Source organism: Rheinheimera sp. 1928-s (genome assembly GCF_029269265.1).
Lineage (GTDB): Bacteria > Pseudomonadota > Gammaproteobacteria > Enterobacterales > Alteromonadaceae > Pararheinheimera.
Window position 1 is genome coordinate 199,580 of the sequence record NZ_JARIXP010000002.1, and the last position, 14,556, is coordinate 214,135.

At 45.2% G+C, this 14,556-nt stretch carries 13 protein-coding genes; 2 read left to right on the forward strand and 11 right to left on the reverse strand.

Annotation, left to right across the window (positions count from 1 at the left end):
• Nucleotide 1: 1 nt before the first annotated feature.
• From yajC to queA, 3 genes are all read right to left on the reverse strand, one after another.
• Entirely contained in the window at nt 2–340 is a 339-nt protein-coding gene (gene yajC, locus P3C17_RS05825) for a preprotein translocase subunit YajC (RefSeq protein ID WP_300928524.1), read from the reverse strand.
• A 53-nt stretch (nt 341–393) separates the two neighbouring features.
• Complete coding sequence (tgt, locus tag P3C17_RS05830) at nt 394–1,527, reverse strand: tRNA guanosine(34) transglycosylase Tgt (RefSeq protein WP_300928525.1); 1,134 nt, start codon at nt 1,525–1,527, stop codon at nt 394–396.
• Between the two features lie 262 nt (nt 1,528–1,789).
• Nucleotides 1,790–2,824 carry a tRNA preQ1(34) S-adenosylmethionine ribosyltransferase-isomerase QueA gene (gene queA, locus P3C17_RS05835; RefSeq protein ID WP_300928526.1) on the reverse strand — a complete coding sequence of 345 codons (1,035 nt, stop codon included), beginning with the start codon at nt 2,822–2,824 and terminating at the stop codon, nt 1,790–1,792.
• Between the two features lie 180 nt (nt 2,825–3,004).
• On the opposite strand from queA, the gene P3C17_RS05840 reads away from it, so the two are divergent.
• A complete protein-coding gene (locus tag P3C17_RS05840; RefSeq protein WP_300928527.1) occupies nt 3,005–3,757 on the forward strand; it encodes a transporter substrate-binding domain-containing protein in 753 nt (250 codons plus the stop codon).
• A gap of 3 nt (nt 3,758–3,760) precedes the next feature.
• Here P3C17_RS05840 and P3C17_RS05845 read toward each other — a convergent pair whose 3' ends face one another.
• From P3C17_RS05845 to P3C17_RS05880, 8 genes are all read right to left on the reverse strand, one after another.
• Nucleotides 3,761–4,672, reverse strand: coding sequence for a hydrogen peroxide-inducible genes activator (locus tag P3C17_RS05845; RefSeq protein WP_300928528.1), 912 nt, complete (start codon nt 4,670–4,672; stop codon nt 3,761–3,763).
• A gap of 201 nt (nt 4,673–4,873) precedes the next feature.
• Nucleotides 4,874–6,142: an inorganic phosphate transporter gene (locus tag P3C17_RS05850; protein ID WP_300928529.1), complete on the reverse strand. Its 1,269-nt coding sequence runs from the start codon at nt 6,140–6,142 to the stop codon at nt 4,874–4,876.
• 19 nt (nt 6,143–6,161) lie between these two features.
• Nucleotides 6,162–6,836, reverse strand: a complete 675-nt coding sequence (locus P3C17_RS05855; RefSeq protein ID WP_300928530.1) for a TIGR00153 family protein — start codon at nt 6,834–6,836, stop codon at nt 6,162–6,164.
• A 177-nt stretch (nt 6,837–7,013) separates the two neighbouring features.
• Entirely contained in the window at nt 7,014–7,724 is a 711-nt protein-coding gene (gene phoU / locus P3C17_RS05860) for a phosphate signaling complex protein PhoU (RefSeq protein WP_300928531.1), read from the reverse strand.
• A gap of 27 nt (nt 7,725–7,751) precedes the next feature.
• Nucleotides 7,752–8,564 (reverse strand): phosphate ABC transporter ATP-binding protein PstB, encoded by an 813-nt coding sequence (gene pstB, locus P3C17_RS05865; RefSeq protein WP_300928532.1) that lies wholly within the window; start codon nt 8,562–8,564, stop codon nt 7,752–7,754.
• Between the two features lie 60 nt (nt 8,565–8,624).
• Nucleotides 8,625–10,304 (reverse strand): phosphate ABC transporter permease PstA, encoded by a 1,680-nt coding sequence (pstA, locus tag P3C17_RS05870; protein WP_300928533.1) that lies wholly within the window; start codon nt 10,302–10,304, stop codon nt 8,625–8,627.
• Nucleotides 10,305–10,319: 15 nt separating this feature from the next.
• The gene (locus P3C17_RS05875; RefSeq protein ID WP_300928534.1) at nt 10,320–12,608 is read right to left on the reverse strand and encodes an ABC transporter permease subunit; all 2,289 of its coding nucleotides are present in this window, start codon (nt 12,606–12,608) and stop codon (nt 10,320–10,322) included.
• Nucleotides 12,609–12,796: 188 nt separating this feature from the next.
• A complete protein-coding gene (locus P3C17_RS05880) occupies nt 12,797–13,741 on the reverse strand; it encodes a phosphate ABC transporter substrate-binding protein PstS family protein (RefSeq protein WP_300928873.1) in 945 nt (314 codons plus the stop codon).
• A 309-nt stretch (nt 13,742–14,050) separates the two neighbouring features.
• On the opposite strand from P3C17_RS05880, the gene P3C17_RS05885 reads away from it, so the two are divergent.
• Nucleotides 14,051–14,551: an ACT domain-containing protein gene (locus P3C17_RS05885; protein ID WP_300928535.1), complete on the forward strand. Its 501-nt coding sequence runs from the start codon at nt 14,051–14,053 to the stop codon at nt 14,549–14,551.
• Nucleotides 14,552–14,556 lie beyond the last annotated feature (5 nt).

The window sequence follows — 14,556 nt, forward strand, 5'->3', positions numbered from 1 at the left end:
TTTACAGTGATTTCATCGTGCCTTTCGGCAGTACGGCAGCGATAGCAGATTTCTGCACTGTCACTTCAGTGGTATCGTTTAATGCGATAGCCACAAAGTCTTTATCGTCAGCAATCTTTGCAATGCGGCCTACTAAACCACCTTGAGTCAACACTTCATCGCCTTTGCCTAACGCAGACATCAGGTTTTTATGCTCTTTTACGCGCTTAGCTTGTGGACGGTAGATCAGGAAATAAAAGATCAAACCAAAAGCCGCTAACATAATCAATAAATCCCAACCACCACCAGCAGGTGCTGTAGCTGGTGCGTTGGCGTATGCATTAGAAATAAATAAACTCATCACATGTCCCCTAAAGTTTTAAATTAAAAGTGTTAAAAATTAAAAATGAAATCTTATTGTTCTGTAACCTGTGCTTCCAGCGGCGGCACATCCATACCGCGTTTCTGGTAAAACTCGACCACAAATTCTTCCAGCTTCTGTTCAGCGATAGCTGCACGCAAACCTTGCATTAACTTCTGATAATGATGCAGGTTATGGATGGTATTCAAGCGCGCACCCAAAATCTCATTGCATCTGTCCAGATGATGTAGATATGACCGAGAATAATTTTTACAAGTGTAGCAATCACATTCTGCATCTAAAGTGGATGGATCGTCTTTGTGTTTTGCATTGCGGATCTTAATCACACCAGTGCTGACAAACAAATGGCCATTACGGGCATTACGGGTTGGCATCACACAGTCAAACATATCAATACCACGGCGCACCGCTTCTACTATGTCTTCAGGTTTACCGACACCCATTAAATAACGGGGCTTATGTTGTGGCATCTGACCTGTGGTGTGGTTGAGGATTTTAATCATATCCTCTTTCGGTTCGCCCACGGACAAACCACCGATGGCATAACCATCAAAACCAATCTCTTCAAGACCTTGCAAGGAGATATCGCGCAGCTGTGGGTACATACCGCCCTGGATAATACCAAACAACGCTGACGGATTATCGCCGTGTTCATCTTTACTGCGTTTGGCCCAGCGCAGAGACATTTCCATCGACTTTTTCGCTTGCTGCTCTGTCGCAGGATACGGCGTACATTCGTCAAAAATCATCACGATGTCTGAGCCTAAATCACGTTGCACCTGCATAGAACGCTCAGGAGTTAACATGATTTTTTCACCGTTTAGCGGCGAACGGAAGGTCACGCCTTCTTCTTTAATTTTGCGCAGTTCACCCAAACTGAATACCTGAAAACCACCAGAGTCGGTCAAAATAGGTTTGTGCCAGTGCATAAAGTCATGCAAATCACCGTGTTTTTTGATGATTTCAGTGCCAGGACGCAGCATTAAATGGAAGGTATTGCCTAAGCAGATTTGTGCACCAGTGGCTTCCAGTTCTTCAGGCGTCATGCCTTTGACTGTGCCATAGGTGCCCACTGGCATAAAGGCTGGAGTTTCAACAATGCCGCGTTCGAATACAAGACGGCCACGACGGGCTTTACCGTCGGTTTTTAATAATTCAAATTTCACGTTCTACCTCAGTCTCTGCCAGAAAAACAGTCCGGCTTTTTTCGCGCCCGATTGTAGCAGAACAAAAGGCCAAACCCCACCTTTAAGCTTTGTACTTCAGGTTGTATCAAAGCGGGAGCGGTTAAACCGTGCGAGATTGAATTGCAATTTGAGACAGAAGGGGTTATCTGGGCCGCGGCTTGTCCCAGCTTGTCGATGGACATCGCGGTATCAATAGACGGGCGGGTACAAGACCCGCCCCTACAGTCAATTGAGGACAATTTTACAGAATAAGCATCGCATCGCCATAAGAGTAAAAACGATACTCTTGTGCTATGGCAGTTTGATAGGCCTGCATCACATAGTCTTTTTGACTAAAAGCACTGACCAGCATAATCAATGTGGATTCAGGTAAATGAAAGTTGGTGACTAAACCATCAATCACCTGAAAGCTGTAACCAGGGTATATAAAGATTTTGGTATCGCCGCTATAGGGTTGTAAGTTTTTGCCTTGCTGCAAAGCAATTTGAGCTGCAGATTCCAGTGAGCGCACTGACGTAGTGCCTACAGCTACTACTCTGTTACCACGGGCTTTACAGGCATGAATAGCATCAACGACCTGCTGGTCTACCTCGATGTATTCAGCATGCATCTGATGGTCCAGCACATTATCCACCCGCACCGGCTGAAAAGTACCAGCTCCGACGTGCAGAGTGACGTAAGCAAACTCAATACCTTTGGCTTTTAAGGCCGCTAATAAAGGCTCATCAAAATGCAAACCCGCTGTAGGTGCCGCGACAGCGCCGGGTTTCTGGTTATACACAGTCTGATAACGCTGCTTATCTTCGTCGCTGTCTGGTCTGTCTATGTATGGAGGCAACGGCATATGCCCCAGCCGGTCTAACATAGTCAATAAAGCTTCTTCGCCTAGCAGCTCCAGCTCAAACAAGGTATCGTGGCGCTGCAGCATTTTCAGCTTTGTGTTGTCATCGATCAAAATAATACTGTCTGGTTTTGGCGCTTTACTGGCGCGCACATGAGCTAAAAAGCGCTGGCTATCCAACACCCGCTCTACCAGTATTTCGACTTTGCCACCTGACTCTTTTTGACCAAATAAACGGGCTGGTATCACGCGGGTATTATTAAATACCAATAAATCACCGCTGTTCAGTTCAGCCAATAAATCAGTGAACACCAGATGGGATAACTCACCAGTCCGGCGCTGCATTTTTAATAAACGACTGCTGGAACGCTCAGCTTTAGGAAAACGTGCGATCAACTGCTCTGGCAGCTCGAAGGAAAAATCTTTTACTTGCATATGTCTAGTCCGCTTTACCGACAAACTGTATCAAATCGGCATTAATGCCGACACCAAATGCGCATTTACAGCGCGGCGGCAGTCTACAAAGATGTTTTTTTCAATACAAGCTATTTTTCGCCACGACACTAGGGAGCAAAATTTCAGCTAAGCTTTGGAAAAGCTCAAGGACAAAACCGCATGATGTATCGCCTTACTGTGCTTCTGTTTTGCTTTTTCATAGTGCAATCCGCTGTGGCTGAGCCAAAAGTACAATCACAACTACAGATCAGTGCGCCTGTCTGGCCGGGTTTTATTAATGCAGACGGCACTGGTGCTTATGCAGATTTGTTTCAACTGATTTACCCAAAAGAGCAAGTGCAATTGGTATGGCATTTCAGCAACTTTAGCCGCGCCATTCACCTGGTGCAGCAAGGTAAACACCATATGGTGCCGGGTTTGTCCGCCTATGAATCGGACAAAGAGCATCAAGCTTTACTGTTGTCTGCCCATCCTTTTGATTTTGATTTAATAGTTGCCATTTACGACCCTGCACATACAGCGCCGCCAGAACTGGAACAACTAAAACAACACAAGCTGGCCTGGGACTTAGCTTACGATTTACATCTGGTATTAGGCTTACCGGAAAAAGGCTATGAGGTACTTAATATCGAGCAAGGCCTTGAACTGGTAAAAAATCGCCGGGTTGATATTTATCTTGCAGAAAAAAGTGAATTGTATCAGTACTTAAAGGGGGAATCTGCAGTACAGCTGGAGCCTCTGCATTATAAAGAATTACTGCGGGACCCGATTTATCTGGCCTTTGCTGACACTGAAACCGGACGCTCCTTTAAAGAAATTTGGGATCGACGTTTTATCGATTTATATAAAACCGGTCAGTTGAAACAGTTTTATCGCAACTATCCACAACTGACCTTGCCGACTCAGCCTTAGGTTTTAGTCACTGCATTTTTGCTGCAGAACTTCCGTAATTAACTGCGCCATCTGACGATAACTGCGTAACTTGCTGGAGGTGGGACGCCAGGCGACACCAATATCACGGTAGGCTTGGCCAGAGCTTGGTTTCTGTGCCACCAGCTCAGTGCCACGCAACAAACCGCTGTTAATAGCCATCTGTGGCATAAAAGTCACACCAAGCTTGTTATTCACCATCTGACTTAAGGTATGCAAACTGGTGGCAAAAAATGGATTTACTTTACGGTTATCATCCAGCTCACAAGCTTTGACAGCATGACCTGTCATGCAGTGCTCTCGCTCTAACAGGAAGATACTTTCATCAGGCCACTGGCTGATATCTTGCTGAAAACCACGGTCCAGCCAGTCTTTATGCAACACCAGTTTAAAGGAATCTTGTGCCAACACTTCGGTATGCAAAGTGCCAGTATCATAAGGCAGAGCTAACAAGACTAAATCCAGGCGGCCTTCAATCAATGACTGCAAGGAATTTTCAGTGGTATCTTCCCGCAACAGCAATTGCAATTCAGGAAAACGTTCACGGGCCAATGCCATCACTTCACTCAGTACAAAAGGTGCAATGGTAGGAATACAGCCTAAACGCATCGGTCCAGCCATCGGCTTGCCCTGACATTTAGCAAATTGTGTCAACTCTTCGCACTGCTCCACTATATAACGAGCCTGACGCACCACGTCTTCACCCAGCGGAGTAAAAATAAAAGTTTTATGATCACGCTCCAGCAACTGCGCGTTCATCGTTTCTTCTAAATTGGCGATTGCAGCACTTAAAGTAGACTGGCCTATATAACAAGCTTCAGCAGCACGACCAAAATGCTGATGTTCATGCAAAGCCAGCAAATACTGCAACTGTTTGATACTGGGCACTCGTTTCATCTTTTATTCCGATGATTAAACTCAATTAAAACCAATTTAATCGAATAACATCAGAAAGCAAAGCTGCAACAGCTTATTTTGCGACAGAAAGCAGCCAAATCGTTCAGAACAGGCACTCTGCCCGCTAACATCTTAGATTCCAGTAAGAACTAAAAAAAATCCCGGCAACGGCCGGGATTTTTAATCAAACAACAGCTGGGATCAGGCGCTGAAAATCGCTCTGATAATATAGAAAAACAAAATAGACAAACCAGCACCCACAGGCAAAGTAACAACCCATGATATAAAGATGTTACGCACAACACCTAAATTAAGCGCAGCAATACCTCGGGCTAAGCCCACCCCCAATACGGCACCAACTAAGGTCTGAGTGGTAGAGATAGGTAAACCAGTACCAGATGCAATGACCACTGTGGTTGCGGCTGACATTTCTGCAGCAAAACCACGACTTGGGGTTAAATGCGTAATAGCGGTACCTATGGTTTTAATCACTTTAGCGCCTAAAGTCGCTAAACCAATCACAATACCCACAGCGCCTAAAGGTAAAATCCACCAGTCCAGCTTGGCTTTACCTACCACTTCACCACCAGATTGGATCACACTGACCACAGCAGCCAAAGGACCAATGGCATTAGCCACATCATTAGAGCCGTGAGCAAAGGCCATACAGCAAGCCGTGGTGATCATCAGAATACCGAAGATTTTTTCCACGTTGGTAAAATGCATTTCTTTATCGGCCATTGGGTCTATATGCACCCGGCTAATAGCAATTTTACCCACTATACCCACAACCACAGCGATACTACCGGCTATCATCAGATTTTGCTCTGTGCTCAGGTCTAAACCCACATGAGTTAAACCTTTAGTCACAGTGACCAAAGCCATCATCAGCGCTGCAAAAGCCATATAAAAAGGCACATACTTTTTTGCATTAGCCAGTGGATTGTCGGTATCAAAAATTAAACGCTGGGCACTCATAAAAATCAAATACGCCAGAATACCAGCCAGTACAGGAGTGACTACCCAACTACCCACTATGCCGCCTACTTTGCCCCATTCCACTGCATCTACACCTACTCCTACAGCAGCAAAACCAATAATGGCGCCGACAATAGAGTGAGTGGTAGAGACTGGCCAGCCGTAATAAGACGCGACCAACAACCAGGTCCCGGCAGCCAACAAGGCTGCTATCATGCCAAACACCATCAGTTCAGGCGCTGACGCAAAATGAATAGGGTCAACAATGCCACTACGAATAGTAGAGGTCACAGAACCGCCAGCTAAATAAGCGCCAGCGAATTCAAAAATAGCCGCAATAAAAATAGCTTGCTTCACAGTTAAAGCTTTGGAGCCTACGGAAGTACCCATGGCGTTTGCCACATCGTTGGCACCTACACCATAAGCCATAATAAAGCCGAATACAGCGGCTACGATAATCAGCGTATAGCCGTACGTAGTTAAAATATCCATGTTTGAATTACCTTAAGAATTAACGAGCCAACATGATTTCAAGACGCGAACCTACTTTCAGAGCACAGTCAGCTAAATCGCCTACCCACTCCAAAGTGCGGTACAGGAACATCACATCAACCGGATTCATTTCGGCTTCAGCTTTACGAACAAATTTACGTAAATTGATTTGCAACTGGTCAGTGTCGTGTTCGATTTCATCGATACGTTCCACCATTTTGATCACTAAGTCGACTTCACGGCCCCGAAAACCGGTTTCCAGCAACTCGTCCAGTTCATTGATCGCTTCGCTGGCTAATTCCACAGCATCAATACAACGCTGTAAATAAGCTTTAAATTCCACCTGAATAGGGCCAGGAATTTCCAGTTCACGACCTAAAACACGGCCAGTGATGTCTTTGGCTTTGTTGGCGATTTTATCCTGCTGTGAAACCAGCTCTAATAAGTCTGTTCTCTCGACAGGTAAAAACAATCCACGTGGCAAATGCACACGGATATCACGTTTTAAATTGTCGGCATCCTTTTCCAACGTCACAATAGATTTGCGAACTTCAGCCGCTTTCTCCCAATCTTTTAAAAATACTGCGTCAAAAAATGGCAGCAGCAACAGGCTGGCATCAAAAACCTTTTTGATATGCTCTTCCAATGGCTTGATAGGGGATTTCGCGAAAACCGCCAAAAAGTGATTTGGCATAATAAGTGTGCCTCTTGTTGTTGAGTTGACGAAAGTCGGCGCGCATTGTACTGCAATCAAAGTGTAATAAAAACTTATTAAACAGCCAAAGGATACTCTGCAGAATAGCAGAGTATAAAAAGCCCGATAAAACATAGGTTTTATCAGGCTTTTATGACAACTGAATGCTGAAATTGTTTAACTGCGCGCGTCTTGCTCTAATTTTTCATCATCACTGTGGCGCACATCCTTGCCTTTTACCAGGAAGACTATGTATTCAGCCACGTTTTTACAACGATCACCAATACGTTCCATCGAACGGGCAGACCACAATACATTCATGATCTTAGGAATAGAACGTGGATCTTCCATCATATAAGTCATCAACTGACGGGTGATGGCTTCGTACTCACGGTCTACTTTTTTGTCTTCACGGTGCACAGCTAATGCAGCTTCGACATCCATACGGGCAAAAGCATCCAACACATCGTGCAGCATCTGCGCGACATGGCGGCCCATATTATCCAAATTGACCAGCAAATCCTGCTGAGCACTGTTAAAGGACTCCAGAGCTACCTTGGCGATACGCTCGGCTTCATCACCAATGCGCTCTAAGTCTGAAATGGTTTTGATAATAGCCATAATCAGACGTAAATCGCTGGCTGCTGGCTGGCGTTTAGCAATGATGCGAGTGCATTCATGGTCAATTTTAATTTCCCAGTCGTTTACTTTCACATCATTGGCGATCACCTGACGAGCTAACTCAGCATCACTGCTGGCAATAGCATTCAGCGCATCAGCCAGTTGTTGCTCAATTAAACCGCCCATTGCCATCACATGGTTGCGAACCTGCTCAATTTCTTCATTAAACTGGCTGGAAATGTGCTTCGTTAAATTCATTTTGTCCATCGCTCTCTCCTCGTGGGGGCTAATCCGTTAACCGAAACGGCCTGTGATGTAATCTTCAGTTTGTTGCTGCGATGGATTGGTGAACATCTTATTGGTGGCATCAAACTCAATTAAATCACCCATATACATAAAGGCAGTATAGTCCGATACACGGGCGGCCTGCTGCATATTGTGGGTAACAATCACGATAGTGTATTTATCTTTGAGTTCATAAATCAGTTCTTCAATTTTCAGCGTGGAAATTGGGTCCAACGCTGAAGCTGGCTCATCCAGTAATAACACTTCAGGTTCAATCGCAATAGCACGGGCAATAACTAAACGTTGTTGCTGACCACCAGACAAGCCAAAGGCATTGTCATGCAAACGGTCTTTTACTTCATTCCACAAAGCGGCACCCTTTAATGAGGTTTCGACCACTTCATCCAGAATGCGTTTATCTTTTACACCTTGCAGACGCAAGCCATAAGCCACATTCTCATAAATACTTTTTGGGAATGGATTAGGTTTCTGGAATACCATGCCGACTTGACGGCGTAATTCAGCCACGTCAATTTTCGGGTCATAAATATTCTGACCATCCATTAAAATCTGGCCTTCAATACGGCAGATATCCACTAAGTCATTCATCCGGTTAAAACAGCGTAACAAGGTAGATTTACCACAACCTGAAGGGCCGATAAAAGCCGTGACGCGTTTTTCAGGGATCGTCATATTGACGCTTTTTAATGCCAGCGCATCACCGTAATACAGCTTCAGATCATTGACCTGAAGTTTGATTTTTTCATCCGACAATTTCAATTCGGCTTCTACTGGTGGAACTGTTAATTTATCTTGATTCATCTTCATTACCATTCTGTGAAATTCTGTGTTCCAAGGCCTGCCAGGCAGGCCGGATGCTTTCTAATCTGTATCGCTGCGGTATTTCTCACGTAATCTGTTACGCATGTAAATAGCCGCCATATTCAGCACCACAATTAATAACACCAGTACCAGTGCTGTGGCATAGAGCAACGGACGCGAGGCTTCAACGTTTGGACTCTGGAAACCCACATCAAACACATGAAAACCTAAGTGCATGATCTTCTGGTCTAAGTGAATAAAGGGGAAATTGCCATCTATAGGTAAAGTAGGAGCCAATTTCACCACACCAACCAACATCAGCGGAGCTACTTCGCCAGCAGCACGAGCCACTGCTAAGATTAACCCCGTCATCATAGCCGGAGTAGCCAGTGGCACTACCACTTTCCATAAGGTTTCAGACTTGGTTGCACCTAAAGCCAGACTACCCATACGAATAGTACTTGGAATACGGGATAAACCTTCTTCCGTCGATACAATCACCACAGGTAATGTAAGCAACGCAAGGGTTAAAGACGCCCAGAATAAACCTGGAGTACCGAAAGTCGGGCTTGGTAAAGCTTCAGGGTAAAACAGCTGATCGATACTGCCGCCCATAATGTACACAAAGAAACCTAAACCAAACACACCATAGACAATAGAAGGTACACCAGCCAGGTTGTAGACCGAAATCCGGATAATCTTCAGCAGTGGCCCTTGTTTGGCATATTCACGCAGATAAATAGCCGCCAGCACACCAAAAGGCGTCACGATAATAGCCATTAAAATAACCATAGTGACAGTACCAAAAATAGCTGGGAAGATACCGCCTTCGGTATTGGCTTCCCGCGGCTCTTCTGTCAGGAAAGTGCCAATGCCACTGAAGTAATGTCTGGTTTTTTGCCAGACCGACATATCGTTAGGCGCAAAAGCCTTGACGATGTTCGCCAGCGAAATAGTCACTTCACGGCCTTCCGCAGAACGCGCCACTAAGTTGTCACGATTAGACTCTGCACGCAGTTGATCCAGTTTTTGTTGGATCACTGCATATTCATCGTTCAGAATTTTGTTTTCTGCTTCAGCCTGAGCTTTGAATTCTGCCATTTCAGCATCAGACACTTTATCCAACACCAGACGACGTTCGGTTAAACGTAACTTTTCAATCTGGTTGTTGATGCGGCTGATGTCATTTTTTTCGATATCTTTCATCTGCTGAAAAATACCGTTGGCACGTTCAACCCGTTTTAACAACTCAGGCCACATGGCGGCACCTTCAGCAATCAGGGTATCGCCTTCGTTCAGCTTTAATGGAAAACCATAAAAATTGCCACGCTCACGACGCTCCAGCGCAATAGCGCCCTCTGGTGCAGTCCAGCCGCTGATTTCATAATCCATATACCAGGAGAAATCGCGGCCATACAGATCACGGTTACCCACTTTCACCAAATAACGGGTCACAGCTTCCAGCTCTGCCGGCACTGTAGCACCTGACTCACGCAGCATCACAGCAGACACTGTTTCAGCACGAACCAGTTCACCCATAATGACTTTTTTCTGACCAGATTCAGGCGACCATTCAGTCTGCTGCAAATCCGCAGGCCAGAAGTGACTGCCACCACGCACCACAATCAGACCCAACACACCAATCACCATCACCAGACACAAAGCGATAGCACCGGCGTTTAACCAAATCCAGGGAGTCCCTGATCTGAACCAGGCTCTTACGCCAAATAAAGATTTCATCAAAGTGCCCCTTAATTACAGATTGCTGAAGCGTTGACGTAAACGCTGCCGTATCACTTCGGCGAGGGTATTAAATACAAAGGTAAAGACAAACAACACCAGCGCGGCAAGGAACAACACTCGGAAGTGAGTACTGCCGACAGCTGTCTCAGGTAATTCCACCGCTATATTGGCGGATAAAGTACGCATACCTTCGAAGATATTAAAGTTCACTACTGGGCTGTTACCTGTCGCCATCAGTACGATCATGGTTTCACCCACAGCACGGCCAAAACCAACCATCACTGCGGCGAACACACCAGGACTTGCTGTTGGCAGTACGACGCCGACCATGGTTTGCCATGGTGTGGCGCCCAAAGCTAAAGAGCCCTGAGTTAAGTGGCGAGGCACGTTAAAAATCGCATCTTCAGCAATAGAGAAGATATTTGGAATCACAGCAAAGCCCATAGCGATCCCCACAATCAGCGCATTACGCTGGTCGTAGTTAATGCCATTGTCGGTAAACCACTGGCGTAAGCTGCCATCAAAAAAGGTGTTGTCGATAACAGGGCTGGCACTGACCGCTAAATAACCAAACAGAATAATCACAGGCACTAAAAATGCAGCTTCCCAACCTAAGCCAAAACGGTTGCGGATAGATTCAGGCATAAAACGCCACAAGTAAGCTGCACCTAACATCATAAATGGCATCAGGATCAGAATGGCGAACACAGCACTTAAATACTCTTCCACAAAAGGAGCCAGCCATAAACCTGCTAAGAAGCCAAGAATAACTGTTGGTAAGGCCGCCATAATTTCGATGGTAGGCTTCACTTTGCCACGCAGTACTGGCGTCATAAAGTAAGCGACATAAATGGCGCTCATAATGGCCAGAGGGGTAGCAAACAACATGGCAAAAAAGGCAGCTTTTAAAGTCCCTAAAGCTAAAGGCACCATGCTCATTTTGGCTTCAAATTCATCTGAACCGGCAGAAGCTTGCCAGATATAGCGGGCTTCATCACGGCCCTCATACCAGACTTCATTCCACAGCGCTCTGTACGACACATCAGGGTGAGCATTATCCAACTCAAACTTATGCATCTGACCTTTGTCATCCAGCAACAGGAAATTGGTATTAATAGGAGAAATGGCAATTTGTTTTGCCATCAGCTCGTCATCAAAGGCATCTAAAAACAAAGTGCGGGCTGAAGTGCCGTAATGAATGCCCAAATGACCTTTGTCATCTATGGCCATAAAACCTTTACGGGAGTATTCAGCTTCAATCTGAGTAATAGCACCAGGGTGCTGCTCAAAATCACGAATTTGTTTTAAGTCGAAGTTATTGTGCTGGTCACGTACCAAAAACCACTGGCTCAATTCACCGCTAGACGAGCCCACAATCAAAGACACAGTACCGACAAGAAACTCAATGGCAGTGATCTGCGCCCCAGAACTGACAGCGTTGACGCTTTGCACTAAACGCGCTTGCTCCGGGTTATTGATGGCGTAATAATGGATTTGTCCGGCTTTATCAGCAACAAACAGGTTTTGAAAGGTATTGTCGATCAATATTCTGCTGGCTGAAGCCGGAGCATCTGGCAAAGTATAATCTGTACGAACTACAGTGGTTTCGCCGGTCAGGAATACAGTTTCGGCCACCATATTTGACAGTACTAAACGACCATCAGCCGTATATGCACTCAACATCCGGTTTTCGTCTTTTTCCTGTATAGCAATAGCCACTAAAGCCTGACCTTGGGCATCCACCTGCACAGGAGCTTCGCCTAAAGGGTAACTAACCTTAGGATTCACCTGACGTTTATCATTTGGATAACTCAGCAAATATTCATGCTTGGCAATCAATGCCTGACCGTTAGATAAACCTAAAATGATAGTGCCGGTACGAGGGTCAGCTTTGGCAAAAGTAGTAACTGTGACATCAGCAGGCAAAGCCAGCTGCACTTGCTGCTTCAGCTCCCCGGTGTCCGCGTTAAAAAACTGCAGCTTTGCATCTGCTGTCACTGTTAAGCCAATCTCACCATAACGCTCTATATTGCTGTACAGAGGTTCTGCAGCTGGGCTTTGATAGCTGGTTTTCTGATCCACTGAGGCAGAGGAAAACAAAGGCCCTACTTCAGAAAACAGGTAAACAAATATAGTCGCAAAAGCCAGCACCACACTGATACCGGCAAAGCTGATGCCATATTTGGAGATTTTATCTTTAACAGACCGCCAGCGCCGTAAACGGGCACGACGTTCACCAGTTGGCAGTAAGGAACGCGGTGCATCACCGGCTGACTGCTGACTTGGATGGGTTGAGTGCATAGTTGCTATACCACCAGTTACTTTTAGATGCTGGCAACTATAGTAGAGTTTTATGACGGAAATATTACAGAGTGGTTTTTTGTCATATAAATGACACAAACCGAATCAGGCAAGAAAAAATCAAACTATTGTTTTAAATAAAAAAAACACAAGGCACCTTAAAGGTGCCTTGTGTTATTCAATACAACTTATTTAATACCTAAGTCAGCCAGAGCTTTTGCTGCTACTGAAGCTGGTACCGGAACATAACCGTCGTGTGCGACTACGTCCTGACCATTTTTCGACAACACGAAGCGAACAAACTCACGCTCTAAAGGCAGCATTTCTTTGTTTGGGTGCTTGTTGATGTAAACGTACAGGAAACGTGATAACGGATACTTACCATCTAATGCGTGATCCGCATTAGGTGCATAAAATGGTTCACCTTCTTTTTTCGCTAAAGGCAAAGCTTTTACGCTAGACGTGATATAGCCGATACCTGAGTAACCGATACCGTTGATAGACTCACTGATCCCCTGCACTACAGAAGCAGAACCTGGTTGTTCGTTGATGCTGGATTTAAAGTCACCGCCACATAAAGCGACATCTTTAAAGTAACCGTAAGTACCTGATACTGCGTTACGGCTGTACGTAGTGAAATCACGGTTTGCCCATGCGCCTTCCATACCTAACTGACCCCAGCGTGTCACATCTTCTTTATAACCACATTTACGGGTTGCTGAGAAAATGGCATCCACCTGAGCAATAGTCAGACCTTGCAACGGGTTGTCTTTGTTGACATACACAGCCAGTAAGTCGATAGCCACTGGAATAGCCATTGGCTTGTAGCCATACTTGGCTTCAAATTCCTGCACTTCTGATGGCTTCATAGCACGGCTCATAGGGCCGAAGTTGGATGTACCTTCAGTTAAAGCGGTAGGAGCGGTAGAAGAACCTGCACCCTGGATCTGGATATTCACGTTTGGATACTGTTTACGGAATTCTTCAGCCCATTTGGTCATCAGGTTGTTTAACGTATCAGAACCTATGCTGGAAATGTTGCCTGAAACACCAGTAGATTTTACGTAAGCAGGCAATTTCGGGTCTGCTTCGATAATGGCAGCCTGAGCTGTCAGGCCTAAAGTGGCTGCAATAAGACTGATTGAAGTTAATAATTTTGCTACTTTCACGTTGCTCTCCTCACAACAGACAAAGGCCTGTTCGTGGTTCAGGTTGTTTTCTGGAACTCATCATAAGAAAGAAATATGACATTAATATGACGAAACGAAAGAACATCTTTTGAGCTACATCAGTTTTTTTTGAGATTGTCAGGAAATTTGCGACGACTTGACTGTCAAAAAATAGCCATAGGTCTACAATGGGAAAAGCTAAGGTTAGCTAACTCACTGTTTTTCTGAGTTCTTTTCCATTTTTATCAGATTTGATTTTCCGGGAGATGTAATATGAAGCAGTTGATTTTAACTGTTATAGGTCAGGATAAAGCAGGTTTAGTAGAACAACTCGCCACAGTGATCGCCAGCCATCAGGGCAACTGGATGGCCAGTAACTTAAGCCACTTAGGTGGTTACTTTGCTGGCATATTGCAACTGGAAGTCTCTGAAGAACATGTGTTTGCCTTAACAACAGAGCTTGAACGTATGTCCGATCTGGATATAAAAATTCAGCAAGGCTTACATTCACAAATCCACCAGGATAAACAACTGCAGTTTGTCATTACCGGCAACGACAGGCCTGGCATAGTGCGCGAATTGTCTAGTGTGATGAAACACAAAGGTGCCAATATTGTTCATTTTGAAAGTTCCAAACAAAGCGCCCCCAACTGGGGTGTTCCGTTGTTTCATGCCATAGCTACAGTGGAGTTGCCTGCCGATCTGAATAAAGATGAAGTGGTCAAAGCACTGGAAGCTATAGCTTCGGACGTAGTGGTTGATATTGAACACTAACTCTG